The organism is Mesorhizobium sp. P2_A12 (genome assembly GCF_056405075.1).
The window spans coordinates 37,813-57,101 of the sequence record NZ_JBFUCU010000006.1; the positions used below are offsets into that span (position 1 = coordinate 37,813).

Annotated in this window: 10 protein-coding genes; 4 read left to right on the top strand and 6 right to left on the bottom strand. The window is 60.0% G+C overall.

All coding sequences use genetic code 11. The features are described 5' to 3' along the window. Window positions 1–482 precede the first annotated feature (482 nt). The 6 genes from AC1DZU_RS15815 to AC1DZU_RS15840 all read right to left on the bottom strand — a co-directional run bounded on the left by AC1DZU_RS15815 (window position 483) and on the right by AC1DZU_RS15840 (window position 13,896). Window positions 483–2,435, bottom strand: coding sequence for a DNA phosphorothioation-associated putative methyltransferase (locus AC1DZU_RS15815; RefSeq protein ID WP_477286139.1), 1,953 nt, complete (start codon window positions 2,433–2,435; stop codon window positions 483–485). 25 nt (window positions 2,436–2,460) lie between these two features. Beyond that, window positions 2,461–7,812: an FtsK/SpoIIIE domain-containing protein gene (locus AC1DZU_RS15820; protein ID WP_477286141.1), complete on the bottom strand. Its 5,352-nt coding sequence runs from the start codon at window positions 7,810–7,812 to the stop codon at window positions 2,461–2,463. Then, window positions 7,809–9,368, bottom strand: a complete 1,560-nt coding sequence (locus AC1DZU_RS15825; protein WP_477286143.1) for a hypothetical protein — start codon at window positions 9,366–9,368, stop codon at window positions 7,809–7,811. The genes AC1DZU_RS15820 and AC1DZU_RS15825 overlap by 4 nt, the downstream gene beginning before the upstream one ends. 5 nt (window positions 9,369–9,373) lie before the next feature. Then, window positions 9,374–11,203 (bottom strand): hypothetical protein, encoded by a 1,830-nt coding sequence (locus AC1DZU_RS15830; protein ID WP_477286145.1) that lies wholly within the window; start codon window positions 11,201–11,203, stop codon window positions 9,374–9,376. Between the two features lie 1,088 nt (window positions 11,204–12,291). Next, on the bottom strand, window positions 12,292–13,605 hold the full coding sequence (locus AC1DZU_RS15835) for a serine/threonine protein kinase (RefSeq protein WP_477286147.1): 1,314 nt from the start codon (window positions 13,603–13,605) through the stop codon (window positions 12,292–12,294). A gap of 93 nt (window positions 13,606–13,698) precedes the next feature. After that, window positions 13,699–13,896, bottom strand: coding sequence for a hypothetical protein (locus AC1DZU_RS15840; protein ID WP_477286149.1), 198 nt, complete (start codon window positions 13,894–13,896; stop codon window positions 13,699–13,701). A gap of 499 nt (window positions 13,897–14,395) precedes the next feature. Between AC1DZU_RS15840 and AC1DZU_RS15845 the strand changes: the two genes are divergently transcribed. From AC1DZU_RS15845 to AC1DZU_RS15860, 4 genes are all read left to right on the top strand, one after another. Beyond that, a complete protein-coding gene (locus AC1DZU_RS15845) occupies window positions 14,396–14,752 on the top strand; it encodes a hypothetical protein (protein ID WP_477286151.1) in 357 nt (118 codons plus the stop codon). Between the two features lie 721 nt (window positions 14,753–15,473). After that, window positions 15,474–16,259, top strand: a complete 786-nt coding sequence (locus AC1DZU_RS15850) for a hypothetical protein (RefSeq protein WP_477286153.1) — start codon at window positions 15,474–15,476, stop codon at window positions 16,257–16,259. 2,178 nt (window positions 16,260–18,437) lie between these two features. Next, the gene (locus AC1DZU_RS15855; protein ID WP_477286155.1) at window positions 18,438–18,827 is read left to right on the top strand and encodes a Panacea domain-containing protein; all 390 of its coding nucleotides are present in this window, start codon (window positions 18,438–18,440) and stop codon (window positions 18,825–18,827) included. Further along, entirely contained in the window at window positions 18,827–19,285 is a 459-nt protein-coding gene (locus AC1DZU_RS15860; protein ID WP_477286157.1) for a hypothetical protein, read from the top strand. The genes AC1DZU_RS15855 and AC1DZU_RS15860 overlap by 1 nt, the downstream gene beginning before the upstream one ends. Window positions 19,286–19,289: the final 4 nt, after the last annotated feature.

Sequence of the window (19,289 nt, forward strand, 5' to 3'; positions counted from 1 at the left end):
AGATATCACTGAATAAGGAGGAGCAGATGTATACCCGTCATGCTGAAACCCGATGCCAACAGAGAGGTATAAGACCTGAAGTAGTGGACGCGATCCTAGCTTACGGCCGGCGCCGTCGTCGGCATGGTGCAGATGTTTACTTTATGGACAGCCAGTCTCACGCTCGTGCTCAGGATGATCTTGGAGGACAATACGCGAAGCTTGCTGATCGGTTGAACACCTATCTTGTAATGAGCGACGACGGCCAGATGGTCACGGTGGCCAAGAGGTTAGGTAGGCTGAAGTTTTAGGCTGAAAAGTGCACAATGCTCAATCAACGGTAGGACCGTCGGAAGGCGCCGCAGGTGGCCATGAAAGGTTGCCGGATGGACGTTAGATCGGCCTTCCGTCATCTCTTGCCGCTATTGAGCCTTCAAACTTTTTCATCACTAAGAAAGTCGACATTGCCGGTCCGAGCCTGGACGCTCGGCGCTGTTGGTGACCTAGTGGGTGATGGCTCCCGCGCGGGTCGGTGAAGCCAGCATGGCGGCAATCCTGTCGGCCGGAGGGCCGTTGCCTCTGGCGTCCACTATTCCAAGTTCCAGAAGTTTCCTGTCGGCAGCCGCCTGCTTTTCAAGACCGGGATGGCGTCGCTGCAGATACCTGGACTTCAGGTAGAGTACCCTGCCCTCGAACGTCTTCCTGCGGGACCGCGACTTAGCAAGGTCCACCTCGACCGACGACCTGACTGCCGGAAGGGCACTATCGTCTACGTTGCACTCGAGCCCGCGCACGACCCCCGGTTCCGCCCCGATCTCGACCAAGTCCAGCAGAGAGAACCCTTGGTGCACGATCTCGGCGCACCCTGCCACGATTCTGACCTTGACCGGAAGCTGCTCGAGGTTTTCGGACATGAAGCGAACGATTCCGTCCTCGTAGGTGGCGAAGCCCGTCCCTGCCGCATCGGTATACGCCTTATCGAGCACGGCCCTGTCCCGCAGGGAAAGCAGCTCCGCCTTCGCCGCGTCGACGACGCTGGCGAGAGAGCCGAAGAAGGTGCGGACGTCGCGCTGGATTGAAGCGGGTAATGAACCGTATCTCAACGCTCCCGGGAACAGTGTCAGGGCAAAGTGCACGACGAGGTCCTCGCGCCGGGCGTCGGCGGCGACCTTCAGCTGCGCTGGATCCGCTATTTCCCGGGCACAGGCCGCCAGCGCACGGCCGATTGTTATGCCCTTTCCTTCCAGCGCCGCAAGAACGGCAGGTGGGACTTCGGCTTCCAGCGGCAGCCTTCCCAGGTCCAGAGCGATCCTCCATATCATCTCGAGTTCCTCCCGCGCCCGTTCGGCGACGGGCATGGACTTCGGCCGGAGAAGGAAGCGCGATGGATCGCGCGCGGGAATGGCGAGGTTGGCGTATATCGTCGCCCGCGACCTCCTCCGAAAGCTCACCTGCTGCTCGAGGTCCTTGTCCCGGAACGCTGCCACGATGCCCGGGGCCAGCGCCATCGGACGTTCTCCCGTGACACGCTCGACCATCTCCGTCAGTTCGTCCTGTGAGAAGTACTTCTGGAAAGTCTGCCTGCGGGAAAGGTAGCCATCCGCGATCGGCGTGTGGCGCTCGACGCTGTACTTCCCGGCCGTCATCACTGACACGGCCATGCCCCTAGCTGCGTAGCCCCAGGCGGCGCGCAAGGTCTCTTCCCTCTCGTGGGGATCCTCGATGACGTTGATGACGAAGCCGAGATTCACGATGTCGGCGGGCCGCCTTTCGCCGTCTGGAAGGAAATTCGGGTCCCAGCCGAAGGCGGGATAGCCGTTGGCTTGCAGGGTTGTCACATCGTCCCCGCGGCCGCAGCCGTAGTCGAAAAGTTCGTGCTCAGGCTGCAGCATTCCGTAGCGGATCATGAGCGATGCGGGCTGGGAGAGTCCATTCCTCGATATGGCGGTCCTCGCCCTGGCGACGTCCACTGCGGATTCGCCCACTGCCACCAGCCGCGGGCCGTCTACACGCAGGCCGGCTTCGGCAAGCATGGCCGTCCATTTAGCCCGGGTGCCGATGCGTTTGGTGTCTTTGAAAAGGCCGAGATCCTCGGCCCTGCGCGTTATCCCCGCGAAGGCGGGAATGCGCGGATCGTCTGGAGCGAGCAGCGTTTCCTTGCGGTGTAGGATCGGCGGGTTGTCGCGCCGCGAGTAATCGGTGATGGAAGGAACTCCATCCGCATCGAACGACACCGACCTGAGCAGGGCCGGGAACGCGGACTTGGAAAAATCTTCGTAGAGAAGAAGAGACTGACGCTCGGGCGAGACCTTGGCGACGTTCCATTCGAACCCGGGAGCGGCGGCCTCCGCCCGGGCGACCGCCTGCCTCATCTCTTCAGGGACAAACGGAAGGGCATCCCTGTGGACGTACAGGAAACCGCCGACCCGCTTGCCTAATTCGCTTCGCCTAGCCATTTGGCGGCCTCCTCCGGCGCTCGCCCTATCCGGCCTTGCCCCAGTGATCCGTGATCGCCGCCGCCAAATCCCAGGCGTCGTCGTCGTCGATGAAGGGCGACTGGCCGATGATCAGGGTGGACTGGCCCATGGGCACCTCGTTGGCGAGCTTCGCCGCGAAATGGCCCATGCCGAGAAGCTGCTCGGCCCCGCCTTCGTCGAGGACGATGCGCGAGTTCACGTTGGACGCTACCTTCAGGCAGATCTTGTTGCCCACGTTCGCCTTGATCTGCGAAGGCATGGCGTCCTTGTCAGGCCGCTGGGTGATGAGAACAAGGTGCACGCCGGCGGCCCGCGCCTTCGAGGCGAGCCTGACGACGTGGCTGGAGACCGCGTCGGGATACGGGCTGCCCTTGTCGGCCATCCAGTCGCCGATCTCGTCGTGGAACAGGAAGATGCGAGGCAGCCTCCCCTCAGGTTCGACTTTCTGGTTGTATTTCTCGATGTTCGGCGACGTTTTAGTGATCTCCGCATAGCGGCGGTCCATTTCAGCTACCAGCTCCTCGAGCGTCGCTATAGCCTCTTCCTGGTTCGTGACGATGCCGCCGTCGAGGTGGGGCATGCTCCTGAGCCATGGGTAGTCGGCGCCGAACTTCGGGTCGACGAAACGCACCCTGACGTTCCGTGGCGAGTTCGTCGCCAGGAGGTCAAGCAGGATGTTCCGCGTCAGCACGCCTTTGCCGCCGCCGGACTCGCCCGCGATCAGCGTGTGCGGCCCGTGCTGCGGCTGGCCCCCGTTCTCCCCGAAGATGTTGAGGTAGAGCAGTTCGCCGTCGTCCTCCCGTTCGCCGAGGAGGAAACTGCCATTGGACACGGGGGCCGTCGCCTGCAGCGTCCGCCGCTTCCAGAGTTCAGCCAGGGAAAGAATGCTGCGGGTGGGCCGCCGCACCATGACGAGCACCTCGCCGCTGCCGGGGCGCACGTCCGTCACCACCAGGCTGTGCGAAGTCTGAAGCACCTCGCGGCGCTTCTCGACGTTGGCGACCGTCATCGTGTCGTTGCCCTTGAACTTGACCATGGCAGCGTTCGGCGTGAGACGGTCGCCCGTGATCTCGGTATCGAGGCCATAGCTCCTGAGCGCCTGCCTCAGCTTGACCTTGACGTCGGCCAGCCATGCGTTGGCGTTCTCGCCCGCCACCGCCGCCGTGACTGACTCGATGTACTTCCGGACAGACAGAGGATAGCGGCCGGCCGCTTCGTCGAAAGCGGGCGCCTCGGCGGCCGGCTCTGCGACCGGGGGCGATAGAGGTTCCTGGACTGCGGCAGACAGGTCCAGCGGCGGCAGTTCCGGTTCGGGAGCGGTAGCCTGTTCGGGCAGGGCGGCCGCGCCTGACGCCGCTTCCGCACTTGAAGGAGGCTTGCCGCAGTAGGCCGGGTCGGGCAGTCGCACCGCCAGCGGCTTTTCCGAGCGCGGGTTCTCGAAATGCCTGAAGATGCGCGCGATCTCCGGGCGGTCGAAGATGTATTGCCTGAGTTCTTCCTCCGCGGGCACGTTAGGCGTCGGCTTGCCCAGGACGCAGTCATGCACGAACACGAGCGACATCCCACGGATACGGATGTTGGCTGCGCCGCCGCGGATCATGCTCGCCCACGAACGGGCGTCCCGGTCGGCCACCGAGCGGGGGAATATGCCATGCTCGAGAAGCAGGTCCGCGATCCGCGAGCGCCAGAGGCCGCGGTTGAGGACGTCGCCATCGAGCACGATGCGATCCTTCAGGTCCACCGTGGTCGCCTTGGTCTGGTCGAGGGACTTTGCCGCCTCTTCGGCTTCGCCGGCCTGACCAACGAACTTGCTTTCGATAACGTGCATGTCGAGGACGGGAAGGCCGTCCTCCTCGCCCACGCAGAGCGCGAGGATGTCGGCCTTCTTCTTGCTCTTCAGCCCTAGCGGTTCCGCGAAGTCGTCGAGCTGCAGCCATGCGACGGGCGCGATGCCCTCGGGAAGCGACGCGACGAGCACCTGCTTGCTGAGAAGCAAGCCGAGAAGCTCGAGCGCGTGGTTCTCCTGGCGCGCCGCCCTCAGGACCACCCGCCCCGAAATGGAGGCGGCCTCGTTGATGCAGGCGTCGGCGAACCGCCGGGCCTCAGAGCCGGACTTGGGCGTGACTTCGGCGAGCTGCTTAGCGAGCCTGTCCTTCAAGGGGATGCTCGTCTTCTTCGTCGACACGATCACGTTGTGGCTGGATCCCGGCCAGGCAATGTTCCTGATGACGTTGATGTTGTTGTTCTTCAGCAGCTGCTCGTTGGCGATGGCGTCAAAAGTGACCACCCATTCCGCCACGCCGTGAGCCCGGTTGATCGCGTCGGCGATCTTGAGATCGTCGAAATTGACCTCGCGCACCGGAACGAAGTGCTCGGAGCTGTCCTCCTTCTCGTCGCGGTGCAGGTCATGGATCACGTCGACGTAGCGCTGTACCTCCAGCGGCCTGACGGCGGGGACGAGAAGGGTCTCGCTCTTGCGTTCGCCCATGCCGTGGGAAAGCCGCCGCGTCTCCTCGTCAGGCAGGTGCTCGGCGAACGAAGGCCACACGCCGCCCTTCGGAGCCGCCATCCGCCGCCAGCTTGTCTTCGCGCCGCGCGCGATCACGTCGTGAAGGAGCACGATGTCGGCTTTGCGAGCCGTGGTTCCGTTCCCCACGGCGTCGACGTCCAGGAACCCGACGCGAAGGCGCGAAAGGAAGGTCTGCGCCGCCTCGCTGGCGAGCACGCCGTCCAGTTCCCTGCTGATCGTGACGTTCTGCTCGGCGTAGATCTGGCGCAGCCTGTGCTGGTTCGTGTGCGTCAGGATGAGGTCGCAGCGCAGGTCCGACTCCGCCTCGATCTTCCTCGCCAGCTGGTCCGCAAGCCGGGACGGCAGGTCGCGGTTATCGGCGTTGTAAAGGACGACTGAGAAGTTGGCGCGCTCGTGCGGGTTGAGGTCGAGGTACTCGCGCGCCTGGTCCAGTAGGGCGGCGGTGGCTTCCTTGGAGTAACCGTCGAACGCGTCCTCGGCCCCCTCGTCCAGCGTCGGGGGTTCGAGCAGCGCGTAGTCGGCGAAGTCCTCGGTCTCGATCAGCAGCTTCTGGTCGGCGACGCCGGGCACCAGCGTCATGGCCGGATGCCACGCCCGGCCGATGGCGTCGGTGACGCTCCGTGCATAAGTGCGCAGGTCCGCCCCGTTGCCACCCGACACGAGCAGCTGCTTGAGCGCCCCGGCTACCTTCCCAGCCTTGGCTTTCGCTTCCGCGAGCCGGAACGGATGCCAGGGGCAGGAGATCGCCACGCTCGGCCTGTCCATCGAATGGGCCATCCCGATCGACAGGACCGGCTTCCAGAGGAGCTTTCTGGAGTCGTCGTTCCTTGCGGATGACCTGAGCAGGGCGAGCACCTCGCCGTACAGGGCAGACTGCTCGTAGAGCGCCTCGTCCATGAGGCCCTGCCCTCCGTCCGACGTGAAGGCGCGGACGGCTTGCGTGTAGCTTTCGCGGAATCGGAAGAACGCATCCCTGATGCGGGTCGCGTCGGCAGGAAGCAGGACTTCTCCCTCGAGCCTGTCGAGCGCCGCCATGAACTTGGCGCCCTCGTCGAGCGCCGCGTCGTTCATGTTGACGAGAGTGCCCTGCGGCGAATCGAACACGTCCTGCACGGTCGCCCGGTTCTGCAGGTCGATGATGCCGTCCACGACCCGGTCGGTCCTTTGCGAGCGCGTGAAGCTGCCTGTCCCGAGCAGCGCCAGATCCCCGGCCTGGTTTGCAATTTCGGACATGTTCGCTGTGTAGGCGTTGGCGAACGAGTTCGCAGGCATGGTCCAGATCAGCTGGGTGGCGTACTGCGCCACCTTGAACACGTCCTTGGACCCAAGGTCGTCGGCCGAGACTAGGCAGATGTCGAACTTGAATTGCCGGGACACGAGGGACGTCTTCTCGCTCGCTTTGCCGACGTCCCATACGTTCGAGTGCGACCACAGGATGCCGAAGTCGCAGGAGATCGTCGGCGCCAGGAGTTCGGGCAGGCCCCTGAACCTGTCCCGTAGAAAACGGCAGATGTCGGCGTTCTTGTGTTTCCAGTAGCTCGCCTTGTCGGCTCCCTCGAGCCGGAGGACGAGGACGGGCTTATCGGGCATCGCGTCGACAGCGCCGACGAGGTCGGCAGCAGCGAGCAGGATGCCCGAGAGCAGGTTCGGATGCTCTTCCGTCTTGCGGAAGATGAAGGCCTCCCATCGCTTCAGGAGCTTCTTGTCCTCTTTCAGCGTCTCCCTGTACTTGAAGAAGAATTCGCGTTCCGCGTCGTCGGCCTCGCCGGTCTCGATGATGTCGTTTTCGAGGAGGTGTTTGTCCTCTTCCTCAAGGACGGCCGGGAAGTTGGTCTTGAAGAACAGGGACGAGGCCTGTGACAGCTTGATCCGCGTGGCCGACTTGCTGATTTTCAGAACGGGCTCGAAAACTTCCCAGCGCAGCCGGGCCGCGGCTTCCTGCGACGGCCTCCAGCTTCCCGCTTGGATGCTGTCGTCGTCGACGAGGGCGATCAGGACGTCCATCTCTTCCCGCCGCATGCGGGCGTTCGCGAACAGCTCGCCGATCCTCTCCCTCAGGACGGCCCGGTCCAGCGGAGCGCCGCGGTCGTTCCTGAGATAGAGCGCGTCCTCTGCTTTGCGGTGGAGTTCGGAAAGCTCCTCGCTCCACTTCTCCACGCTCTTGATGCGGCCTTTCGGGGCGAAGCCCTTGAACCGCCCGGCTCCCGCCGGAATCCGGAAGGCGGGCAGCGCGTTGTCGAGAGCCTTTTCGATGCGCGCGTTCTTCTGGTGCTCGGCGTTTAGCTTCAGCATGAACTTCGAAAGCATTGGCAGCCCGTCGACGACGAGGCCCGCGGCGAAGGCGCCGCGCACGAAGTTGCAGACGTTCTCCCGGTGGCGCGCTGGCAGGTCCTTGAGTTCCGGGCACATGGAAATCCAGAGTCCTGGAGCCTGGGACAGGGCTTCCTCCGAAATCTGCTTGATCTCCTTAACGGTCGCTCCCACCACGTCGAGATGGTCGGTGGTGACCGAGAACAGGATCGCGCCTTGGCCCGCAGGGCGCTCCATGTTCCGGAAATGCGTCGCGCTGTAGTTCGAAAGCATGGACTGAGGCAGGGTGCCGTCCTGCAGCGCCGGGTTGACGTACACCTCCGCGCCTGGGATGCGGGCCGCGACCTGCCTGGCCACCGCGCACGTCAGGTCTGGCGGAAGGTCGACGATGGAGAACAGGGACTTCCTGCCGGGGCTGTCGAGCATCTCGCTTTCGATCCGGGCGACCGAAACGTCCGCGACAAGCGCCACGGCCTGTTCGTTTTCGGTTGTGGATGCGGACACGGACAGGTTCATCGGCGGACCTCGTAGAACGGGTTATGGACGAAAGCGCAATCGTCGGAAAGACGGTGCACGAGGCCGAGGACGCGCAGGCGCTCTTCCAGCAGCCTCTGGTTGGCCTTGAAGTGCCCGTAATTGGCCGCCTTGAACGCCTCTCGGCCGACCTCCGAACCCGCGACGAGCCCGTAACGGTCCCAGAGCGTCCGGAGGAAAGTCTCAAACTCGACGGGTTCCCTGACGTTGGCCAGGACGAGCGCCTCGAGCAGGCCGTCGCTCGCGGCGTACCAGCGGCCCGCTCCGCGGACGGCGACGGCGAGGCCAATCTGCTCGGCGTAGAAGCCGATAACGCGCCCGAGGTGCTGGTCGTGGTCTTCGAGCGCTTCCCTGGCGATGTGCTCCGGGTACTGCTCGGGTTCCGGGCGCTGGTCGCTGTCGCCCCAGGTGAAGCCGAAGCGCTTTTCGACGATCTCGTTGGCGGCGCGCACCTTATGGGGCATCTCGAGCGCAGCCTTCCACTCGGCGGAAGCGGCGAACTCCTCCGTGAGCCGCTCGATCGCGGTCCGGGTCATGTCCCTGTGCCGCCTGAAGCAGTCCTGGGAAATGCGCTTCACCCCGACGGTCGACGTGCTGACCATGTCCAGAGGGATCGGCGGCGGCTCGGACCCGAGCGTTTCGGCCGCTCTTTCGATCATGTAACGGATGATGCCGAACCCGGTCAGCCGCATGAGCGGCTCGGGCAGGTTGTCGTCAGGCAGCTCCGAAAGCGACAGGACGTTGAACCAGTCCTGGGCGATCCTTTCATAGGCGCGGTGAGACGGCAGGGGAAGGTAGCCCAGGTCGAAGTCGAGGGGCGCGTCCTGCTCCTGCGGCTGCAAGACCTTGGCCAAGCCGTTCCATCGGCTGTTCTCGGTGAGCAGCCGGCTTTCGATCAACGGTTCGAGGCTGTCTCTCAGCGAACTGCGGTTGAGCATCATGTAGAGCAGTTCGCCGCCGCGGGAGAAGAAGCGGCGGTCCTTGTCCGCCTTCTCGGTCTTCTTCTCCCCGAAGTCAGCGGCCAGCATCGCGGGCCCGCGGGGGGCGAGGTGCCGGGAAGTGGCGCGCCGCTTGCGTCCGCTCTCGATCTCGGCGCTACGCAGTAGTACAACGGCGTTCCTGAAGGAGGAAAAGCGGGTGAACCTCTCCTTCAGGTAGAACTTGGCCTCGCCGTTCGTGCCGATGCGCTCGAACCACTTGCTCCACCGGGTGTTGTCGGAGCCGAACTCGTCGCTGTCGGCTATTTCGTCGATGTGCCTGTCCTTGAACAGGATGGTCCGCAGCTCGCGGCGCGGCGCGAGGCTGTAGCTGAACCGCTCGTGCTTGCCGCCTTCGCCAAGGCCGGGAAGGATGCGGTCGAAGTTCTTGTCGGCGTTCCTGAAGGACATGATCCCCAGCGCTTCGAGCAGCAGGAACCACGGGGTCTGGTCGTTGTAGAGCCGATGTCCCCAAACTTGCTGCTCGAGCCATACGTCCGTCCCCTTGGCGAACTGTTCCGTCGGCGGCTCGAGCGCGCCTTCGAGGTAATTCTTGTCCATAGGGTTCACTCCGCCGCCACGATGTCGAGCGAATCCGCCCGCAGCCGCCCGTCGTCGCCGAGGCGGACGACGCGCATGTTCTTCAGGTCTTCCCTCCTCACGAGCCGCGCCTGCTGGAGGCGGGCCATGACGCGCAGCCTGAACTGCCGGAGTTCCTCGAAGCACTGGCGGGAGAAGCTCCCCGGCAGGCTGCCCCGCTCGACCCGCATCAGGTACTCGAAAAGGAGCGGCGACAGCTTGTGGTCAGCCACTTCCGTGAACGGGTCGCTGAACCGTTCACGGATGCCGATCGACATCTTGGGCCTTCCTGTCCTGCCGTCCGGCACGAGATCGAACTGCACCGGGCCGCCGACGTCCTGGCCAACCGGAATCTCGAAGTCGAGGATGCGCCCTACCCTGCTCTGCGTGTTCGCCGCGGGACCCGTCAGCCACAGCACGTTGGAGTCGTCGCACATCGTGCCCGAGTAGCTGCGGTTGAGGCCTATCACGAGCCTGCTCTTGATGTGCTCGGAAGGCCCTCCCCTGCAGCGGGATTTCCAGAAGTCGATGTACTGCCCGCCGTGCCTGAACACCGTCAGCCTCCACGGGTCGACTTCCGCTTCCTTTGTTGACGGGGGCAGCACGAAGAACAACCGCCTGCGCTGCGCCTCGAGTGCCCTCTGGAAGACGGTGAAGTCGTCGTACGTGCCCCGCCTGTAGTTCACCCGCGCAGGCTCGAACAACGGTTCTCCGTGCACCGGGTCTGACGCGACGTACATCGCATGGACGTCCGGCGGCTCTTTTTCGATGAGCAGGGTGTCAATTTCGTTGTTGGTCTCCAGACCGATCCCCGCGTTCTCGAACACCGTGAAGGCGAGATAATCCCGGTTCTCGTTTGCCTTGAGATTGAGCCCGAGGACGTTGTCGTACGGATTGGACCGGACGGCCTCGCCTTCGGCGGCCAGCAGGTGCGCCGCCCCGCACGTCATGAGCGTGGTCTTGCGGTCAGAGACCCCGAGGAGCACGTTGACGATGAGCACGAGTATGTGGCGCATCGGCAGGTGGGTGTCGTTCGCGGCCGCGATCCTGATGAGGTCGCCGAGCCTCGACCGCATGGAGGCGGCTCCGCGGTCGGCGAGCAGCGCCCGGTTCCGGCGTATCGGGCAGCTGCTGGTTTTGTAAAGGCCGCACCCTTCGCAGGCCGCCCATTCAGGATGTTCGACGATCTGGGTGACCAAGTCGTCGAACAGGACGTCGTGCTGCTGGCCGCTCAGATTGTGGAGGCTGAGGTTCAGGCCTCCGTGTTCCGTCTTGCCCGTGTCGAGCATGACCCTGATGCCCGTTTCGATCCCCGCAATCTGCTCGCCCTTCGATCCGTGCTGGCGCCAGAACCTCAGCAGCTGCCCGTCGTTGGCCGCCACGAGATAGCACGTGGATGTATCCTCCCCGAGGATCGACTTCGCCAGTCCTTCGAAAATCGCGTCCTGCCTCGGGTCATCGTGAAACTGGCTGAGGTCCTTGACGGTTACCAAGGTCCCGCCGGAAGGAAGGGCCAGCTCGATCATGCCGTCCGCGGCGTTCCAGCTCGCCAGGCTGCCGCCGAGCGAGGTGAATACTTTCCTGCATTGCCAGGTCTTGCCGTCCCCGGCGGTACCGGTCAGGATGACATTGCGAGGAGATGCTCCCGTGAAGTTCCGCATAAGCCCGTCGAGCAAGGCGCTGCTCACCTCGATGGCGCTGACGCCGTTGTCGGCTGCGGATTTCAGCACGTGTTCGTCGTAAATGGAATCGGACGCCGCCAGCGGGCCGTAGGTCCGCAGGTAGTCTACCAGTGGATTTCTGTGAATCTGGTTCATGTCCCCCCTCGGGATCAAGGATGGCAGATAATGCAGCCATCTGATTTAGGCTTCATCTTCTTGCGCGCATCTTCTCTACGTCGTCGAGGCTGCGGCCGTCCACCCATGAGAATCTGCGGCCGTTCTGGCCCTTCCAAGATTCTTTAGCTAGATGATATTTTGTGATCCCGCCAATGTGAGGAAGGGACTTGCAAGACTCAACTACCTCATCCTGTACGTTTGCCCACGCCGCTAGGAAACTCTCGAAGTATTTCGTTCGGTTCGACATTACCTGGTTGATGGACCTTTTCTTTCCCGGGTGACCAAACATATCTCCCACCTCCCGTTTTGATCAAAGACGGTTTCATCCGTGACCAGATGTCTGTGGCAACCGTCCACCTCATCCCACTGTTGAGGATGACGTATGAGACCCTCAACGCGAAATCGGTTGCCTCGGCCGGAGGAGATTTTCGTCTCCACCTTTTTCATTGCGTCCGGATCGAGTTCGGTGACCATCTATCGGTAGTAAAAATATTCCTCCAAGGTCACCGGGAAAAATCCGTTCTGCCAGCATTGGATTGGTCCAACGGGGACACGGTCTCAGCGTCAAAGTGACATATCACGCTAAGGGCCGCTACCGTTTCAGCGTAAGGATACGCTACACCGGTCGTTCCACGTAGACTCCATGTGTTCCCGACCACGGTATCAGTGTGAAATTGGGTTTTCACACTGAACCTGCGGATTTTGACCTGACGCAATTGATGACAGTTGTACGCTATGCCCAATAGCTCCCGTGGTTGGCAACGCAGCGGATGACCGGGTTGGCGCCGATACCGTACTGTCCGCTAAAGCAGAGTTCTATCCAAAAGCTGCCGTCTAGGAGGGGCGAGAATGCGCTTGAAAAGCTCACACTTGCGCTAATGGCCCATGTAGACAAGCACGTACGCAGAGGCATGGCTTGCGCCCGCAACACCCAATGAGTTTATTATGGAACTAACATTATATAACGACATAGGAAACTTAGCCTCTCATAATATCCATTATGTTAAATCGAGGCGAGTTACTATAACGAAGCTTCGGCCTAGAATGGTCGGCCTTCCAACCACCTGCTATTGAAAGAACGGTTTTAGGTCGGACTGCGGGGTCAGCTTGTCTGTAAGCGCCCCGATGACGGCGCCCGCCATATTGCGGGCTGATTTTGCTAGCGCCTCGCGAAGGCCTTCGCCATCGGCAAATGATCCATTGAACATCAGGATGGGCGGTGTTGCGTCCCCGATCGACCAGGTCGCACGCAAGCGACCGTCAAGCAGCTCTATTTTGTGCCGAAATAATACCGTAGGATCGGATTGCCCTTGTTTTGAAACAACACAATAAAATTCATGCGTAGCGCCACCATTTTTGAATGTCGGGCTCTGCCCCCCCTGCTGGAGCCCGGCGCTGGTCCAAATTCTGTTTAGTTCCCCGTAGAGCTCTTGGCTGGCCTTTTCCATGGGCTCAGCTGCCTCGGCGCGCTCCCTGGCAACGGCTGAGTTGATCACTTCATTGTATCGGCTGATCTCCGCATCAAGATCGTCTTCGGGCACGCTTTTTTCTCCGTCCAGCTGATCCAATTGATGTGCGAGTTCCTTGGCATCTTGGAAGCGAGCTTCGATCCTTTGCTGAAACGCGATCCGAAATATTCGGCTTAGTCTGTGCCATCGTGGGTCCTTTAAGACTGCAGCTCGCATGGGTGAGGCTGCCCGCTCGTGAGGATGGTAGCCATCTTCGTCGATAATGGTGCGGGGTGCTTTGCCGGACAGCATGAAGTATAGCAGGCCTGCGGCCATCGTAACGTCGGAGCGAAGGTCATAGTGCCTCCCTCCAGGAGCGAACTCCGGAAGCCTCAAGAAGCGATTGCCGTACTCTTTGCCTTCCGGTGTCCGATAACCTACGTCCGGAAGGTCGCGATACCAGGCGATCCCATAATCAACCAAGACGGGATCTTCCCACTTATTGTGGCGCATGATCACGTTGTCAGATTTGAGGTCCCTGTGAAGAAGGGGCAGCCGGTGGCCGGCTTCCAATATCGCAAGAATCTTGCGAGTGGCTGCAACCGCTTGATCCAACGTAGGCGGCCGCTTCTGGACCAATTGCTGCATCGTCGAGCCGTCGATGAATTCCATGACCAGATAGAGTTCGGCATCGGGGTTTTGCCATTCGGTCTCATTCGCCTCATAGACTGCGGGAATCCCATCAGAGGTCATAGCGCGAAGGCCGCTTATTTCCGTCAGAAATCGATAGCGTCGCTCGGTGGGCTTGGCGTCGTGTAAGCGTTTGAGGGCACCAACACGGCCATCCACTCGGTGTCGGACCATGGCGACAGTTCCCTGCCCTCCCCCGAGCCTTTTTTGGCCCTTTTCGAGAATCCAGTCTTCCAAGCTCACGGCCTCTCCTGACAACCCATGTCGCTGCACTCGGTCACCTTTTCTCCCTCCTGGCGCGATCGAGAAACACGCCTTTCTTTGGATTAGGCGGGATCACCGCTCTCTCCCCGCCTGGGCTTCGGCGAGCACGTCGAAGCCGGATCGTTGCCAGTGGGCGACGGTCTCGCGATAGATGGCATAGGGACCTTCAGTTGAGAATTCCATGCTCGGCACATATTCGTCCTCGGCACGGGTGACCTCCCAGCCGTAGGTGATCATCGCGGACACGGCGGCCGCGTTCGCGGGCGGCATCGTATCCCTCAGCGCTCGTCTCCATGAGGAACGCCTCCATAGCTACGTAGAGGGGCTGTATTCACTCCGAGGGCGTCCCCGTCATCTGGAATCCCCCCGCTGTCACACCAACCACACCCGCTACCCTCCCCCTGGTTCACGCTGCGCCCTTAAGCCGTTCAGGATCATTCTTCAACTAGGAGCAATGCGATGCCTAACGTTCGCGGATCCAGAAAGTAGCCACAGCACGTCCTCACCATGATGCAGCACATCGGCTCTTACCTGGCCAACAAAGGCTGCCCCCAAGGAACAGAGGGTGGAACCAAAGGGGTGAATCGACCTTCCCTAGCATGGCTTTTACCATCCCACCTCAGAGCAGCCGACGATTCTCGCCCGCCCCCCTGAAGCCTACCCCCTTCATATCGCGACCTACCTCCTAGCACTCACGTGCGTTCCTCCCGATCTTGCGGAGGCGGAGCGGGGCGGTGTAATCGTCTCCTGACTTTTTTAAGGATTCGTGATGGCCATTCTTTTTATCAATTCCGATGTGCTACTCACCGCCACTGAGGTCCAAAAGCGCACGAATGACCTCCAACACTGGCAAGCCGAGATTACCTCATTGCAGAAACAGGTGGCCGAAACGCAGGAATGGCTCAACCTTGTCGCCAAGGTGATTGGTCCTCAACGAGCCAATCAACTAATTGGTGATGGCCTGCTACCGACGCAGGTGAGCACATCAAATGAGGCGATCCTACCTTCTGAGAAGAATCCGCGGCGTTCCCCCATAGGAGACGAGGTTAGGAGGTTCTTGAAGACCCAGAAGAAGGGGTCCAGCGCAACAGCAACAGCGTCTACAACGTGTTGTCTTGCTTGGTGAAGCGTCATGAGCTTCGGAAGATCGGGAGCAGCTATTATTCGCCTGTCGCTCCTCCGAATGAAAACAGCGGCTCCGAAGAGGAGACCGCTGCTTCATCGGAATCGAGTGAAGCACGTCTTAGCTCGCCAGAGCTGAATCCGGACGCCCCAGCCGAAGCCGCGCCTAACACTCAAACTCCGAGCATCTTCGCACGGGATCCAACCGAAGCCGCGCCTAACACTCAAACTCCCGCATTAATTTCGCAGGCCCAGACCCAGCCGCAGCCCCACCGGAAGTTCAAATCCAGCCGCTGGATCTCGCCGCGGAGACTGAGCACTGAGGAGCCAAGCACATGCTGGGAGTGGCTCACATCGCTGATGGTAATTGACCCAGAAAGTTCGCCGGGGATCGCCTTTGGTCACTGCCTAGCGGACCTTTATTCCTCCTCCAACTGTGAGTGTCGCGAGCGAAGTTTGGCGAGTGAGAGCCCGAGTGAGTGAGCGAGATGCCAAGGCGTGGCTTATTGGCTGGCATCGTATGATCACGCCAATGCTTGCGCGGGGCGAACTGGTACGGCTGACAGACTTGATTTTTCGAGTTCCAGGAACCTACTACCTGACCTGTAGTAGTGCACGCAACCTTTCGCCTGCCGCGCCGCAGCTACGCGAGTGGATACATGAACAAGCCGCGACCGAACGAGGTCCCCGATGAATGAGAAGAGGTAAAGTTGAGAACTTTCGATATGTTGCTCACCGTCAACGAGGTTCAAAAGCGCGTGAAGGACCTTCGACAGTGGCAGGCCCAAATCACCGTATTGCAGAAGCGGGCTGCCGAAACGCACGCGTGGCTCAATGATGTCGCCAAGGTGATCGGCCCTGAACGAGCCAGCGAGCTAATAGGTGATGATCTGCTGACGTCGCGGGTGAGCACATCAGATGACGGGCTCCTACCGTCTGAGCATCTGCGGCGTTCGCCAATAGAAGACGAGGTTAAGCGGTTCTTGCAGACGCAAACGAAAGGGGCGACTAGTCGCCAGATTATCGGCCATCTCCAGCGCAGTAGCGGTAGCGTTTACAACGCTTTGTCTCGCTTGGTGAAGCGTGACGAGGTTCGGAAGATCGAGAGGGGCCCCTATTTGCTTGTCGCTAGTCCGCAAGAAAACAGCGGCTCCGAAGAGGACACCGCTGTTCCATCGGAATCGAGTTCATCGCGTGTTAGCCCGCAAGTCGGCCGTGACGCAGATTCCAGAAAGACGGAGGTCGGCAGGGACCGGGATGCCTCTGGCAGCGCACCGCTGACCTCGACCGACTATGTCGGACCTGACCTAGCCGGTGTCCCGCCAGAAGTTTCTCCAGCCCAGTCGTCTCCTACCAAGTCGTCTCCAACCTTTCCGTTTGCGGGCCTGGACACGGTCTCACCAAAAGTTCCTCCAACCTGGTCGTTACCAACCAAGTCACCTTTTGTGGGCCTGGACGTGGTCTCACCGGAAGTTCAGGTTCGACCGTTGGATCTCACCGGCGAAGACTGAGCACTCAGGGGCCAAGCCGGATTCAGGGAACGGCCCACATTTCACTGAGGATCTATGGACTTCGACCCAGAAAGTTCACCAGGGTATCGCCCCTCGGCGGCAAGCTAGAGCGGCCTCTTCCGTCGCGGCAAAACGCTTCGGCCTACCGTCTGCATCTTTTATTCACCTCCCTCCAATTCGGAGAGGCTTTGGAAAGTGGGTGATGTGTGAGTGAGTGATGTGCGAGTGAGTTACGCTTGAGCGAGTGATGAGTGAAGGAAATGTGTAAGTTGGCGAGGTGTTAGTTGGCGAGTAAGTGAGTGAGCTAGAAACGAATGACCGAAGGTATAATCAGATCCAGAAGGGTTCTTTCGCCTGATCAGGTTGGGAGCCCATTCATTATCAAGGGCATTATCAGGATAATCACCGGCCCATTATTCCTGATAATCCGAGCCAGGATGCTCGCCGCATCATCCTCCGCCCCGCCGCACCACACTCCGGATGCTTCCTGCTCAGTCGGCTCGTATGGACTCCTAAGTCTCGGTAAGAGGAGTTCGTGCCCTTGGTTCCAGAGGGGAAGCCTTCTGGACACGGTCGACGTGAAAGCACCAGGCGCCGTACACAAGCTCGCCTTGCCGTGTAGACTGCAGCGAACTCGTCACTCTCCCCGTGACGATGATGATGGACAGGGACGGCAAGCCAGACCGAGCTGGAGATCGAATGCCACGACTCTTCTTACCGGCTCACACGAGCTCAACTGGTATGAGATCGACGTCGCCGTGGGCTTCTGGCTTCGCCCTACCTTCCATTAATGATAGACACGTCTCTTCTGGAGCCCTTGGAAACCAAGGCGATTTGACAAGCTAGGATTATTTTCCTACCATAGTTGGCATATTCCGACCCGCCTTCCCTGGCCTACCCCTGTCTAGTTTCTTATCCCCCTTCCCTCTGGAAGAAAGAAGATAAGAAAAAGACGGATGGAAGAAGCTATAGGTAAATCCTAAAGGATTCACCCAGCTCTTGGGCTAAAGCCCACTTGAGCATATTAAATATAATAATTAACTTAATGATTTGATAATAATTGATGGGATTTTCTACTGCGCATATATTTGGTAATCATTATCTCTTTTATCTGGTTCATTATTAAAGATTATATTATATATTAATATTATCTATATAATGCGAACCAGGATTCGCCTCCCGCATTACCCTTCGGTCGTTCGCTGCGCTCACTCCCTCGGGATGCTTCGGCTCACCTGGTTCGCATAGGAGCCCCCTGGTTCTTCTTTCTGGTTCCATTATCAGGCATTATTCCGCAGCATTATCTAGATAATCATTATTTAGATTATGGCCTCGGGTTTTGGCGAAAATACTATATAATTTTTGCAGTAGGGATTTTGTGATGCAGACGTTCAGCTGCTGTATTCACACCGGGGGCCATCCACTGGTTCAAACTACCCCCCCGGTGCTCTGGCCACACGATCACACCCTTCCCCGTCTTCTTCCTGGTTCCAGGTGTTTTCTTCTCCTTGGTTCTGGCGCTTCGCGCCTTCGGGCGACTTTGATCAAGATGACCCTCAACCATGGAGGCACGACATGGCTACGGTCTTGATGTTCGCCATTCGCGTCGCGCTATCCTCACGACAAGGTGATGAACCACCACTGCAAGCCAACAGGGGTGGCAAGCATTGCCGCCACTTCCTGGGACACAGACCGTAGAACGGTAAAGGGTAGATAGCTCCCTCCTCGCACTCAATTTTTGCGCAGATAGCCCAGTGTCGAGTGCCTCCGCCGAGCGTCGTAAGCGCTCGATTCAATCGGACACATCGGGCCCGGCGCTATCTAACCTATGGATATTGGACGCCCAGCCGGTCGACCTTCTTGGTTCAACGGGCAGCACATGCCGGCCTCGGCCTGCATCGCCCAAGCGCTGCGCGGAGACGTACTGCATCCTTCGGCGGTCAATGCAAGTGAAGTCGGCGGTAGTGTCTCAGTTTGAAATTTGGAACCGTTCAGGCCGTCAATGGTTCCTTTAGGCTCACCGCGCATCCTATCGGCTGTCAGGAGTGTGTGGGGCATTTCATTGTGCGCCGCACAAAAGCCCCATATTGTGCGTATTGCACATTAGGCATAGTGTGCCGATTCGAAGCTCGGGGGAGCTTCTTCGGCTTCGACGTCGCCCAATTCATCTTGGAAGAGATGGGTGATCTGTCGGCCATGAAGTTGCAAAAGCTCGTGTACTATTCTCAAGCTTGGCACACCGTTTGGGCCGACCACACTCTCTTCAGAGAGAAGATCGAGGCTTGGAAGGATGGTCCTGTCTGCCCGGCGTTGTGGCGTGAACACGCCAACGAATTCAAGATCACAAAAATCGCCCGTGGCGATGCCGAGGAATTGGATAAGCGTGAGCGGCGCACGGTCAAGAACGTATTGAAGTTCTACGGCGGCAAGTCTGCCCAATGGCTCAGCGATCTCACGCACTCTGAAGACCCTTGGATAGACGCCAGACGAGGAGCAAGGCCAGGCGAGAGGAGTAACGTTGAAATCACCGCCTCTGCTATGCAGCGCTACTATGCCTCTTTGAACTAATGGGTAAGCCGAAAATCAAGAAGAAGCCCGGAGGCGAATCCGTTCGGATCGGAGCGGACCCTGATTCCTACCTAAAGATGAAGCCCGTGTGGCGGTTCAGTGATTTTGATTGGGATGGCCCCTTTGGCCACGATTCTTGCGTATCGCACGTCGCAAATATCCGGAGCCATATTGAAGACCATTTGGCCAACTTCGAATCGATGACGTGGGAAGAGATCTTAAGAGCTGCCGGCGGCAGGAAATCCGGGAATAACAACCATCACATAGCCAGGGATAAGTTCAAGAAGGACGTTCAAGAGAGGCTAGAGGCGAGGAATATTCACGCGGATACGCTGTTCTCTCTCCGGCTCGATCAAGGGACTCGCATTTACGGCGTCCGCGAACTGAATTGCCTCCGCATCGTGTTTTTCGACCCTCATCACAAAGACCACGGTAAGTGCGCCTACGAGTTTAACTAGGCTG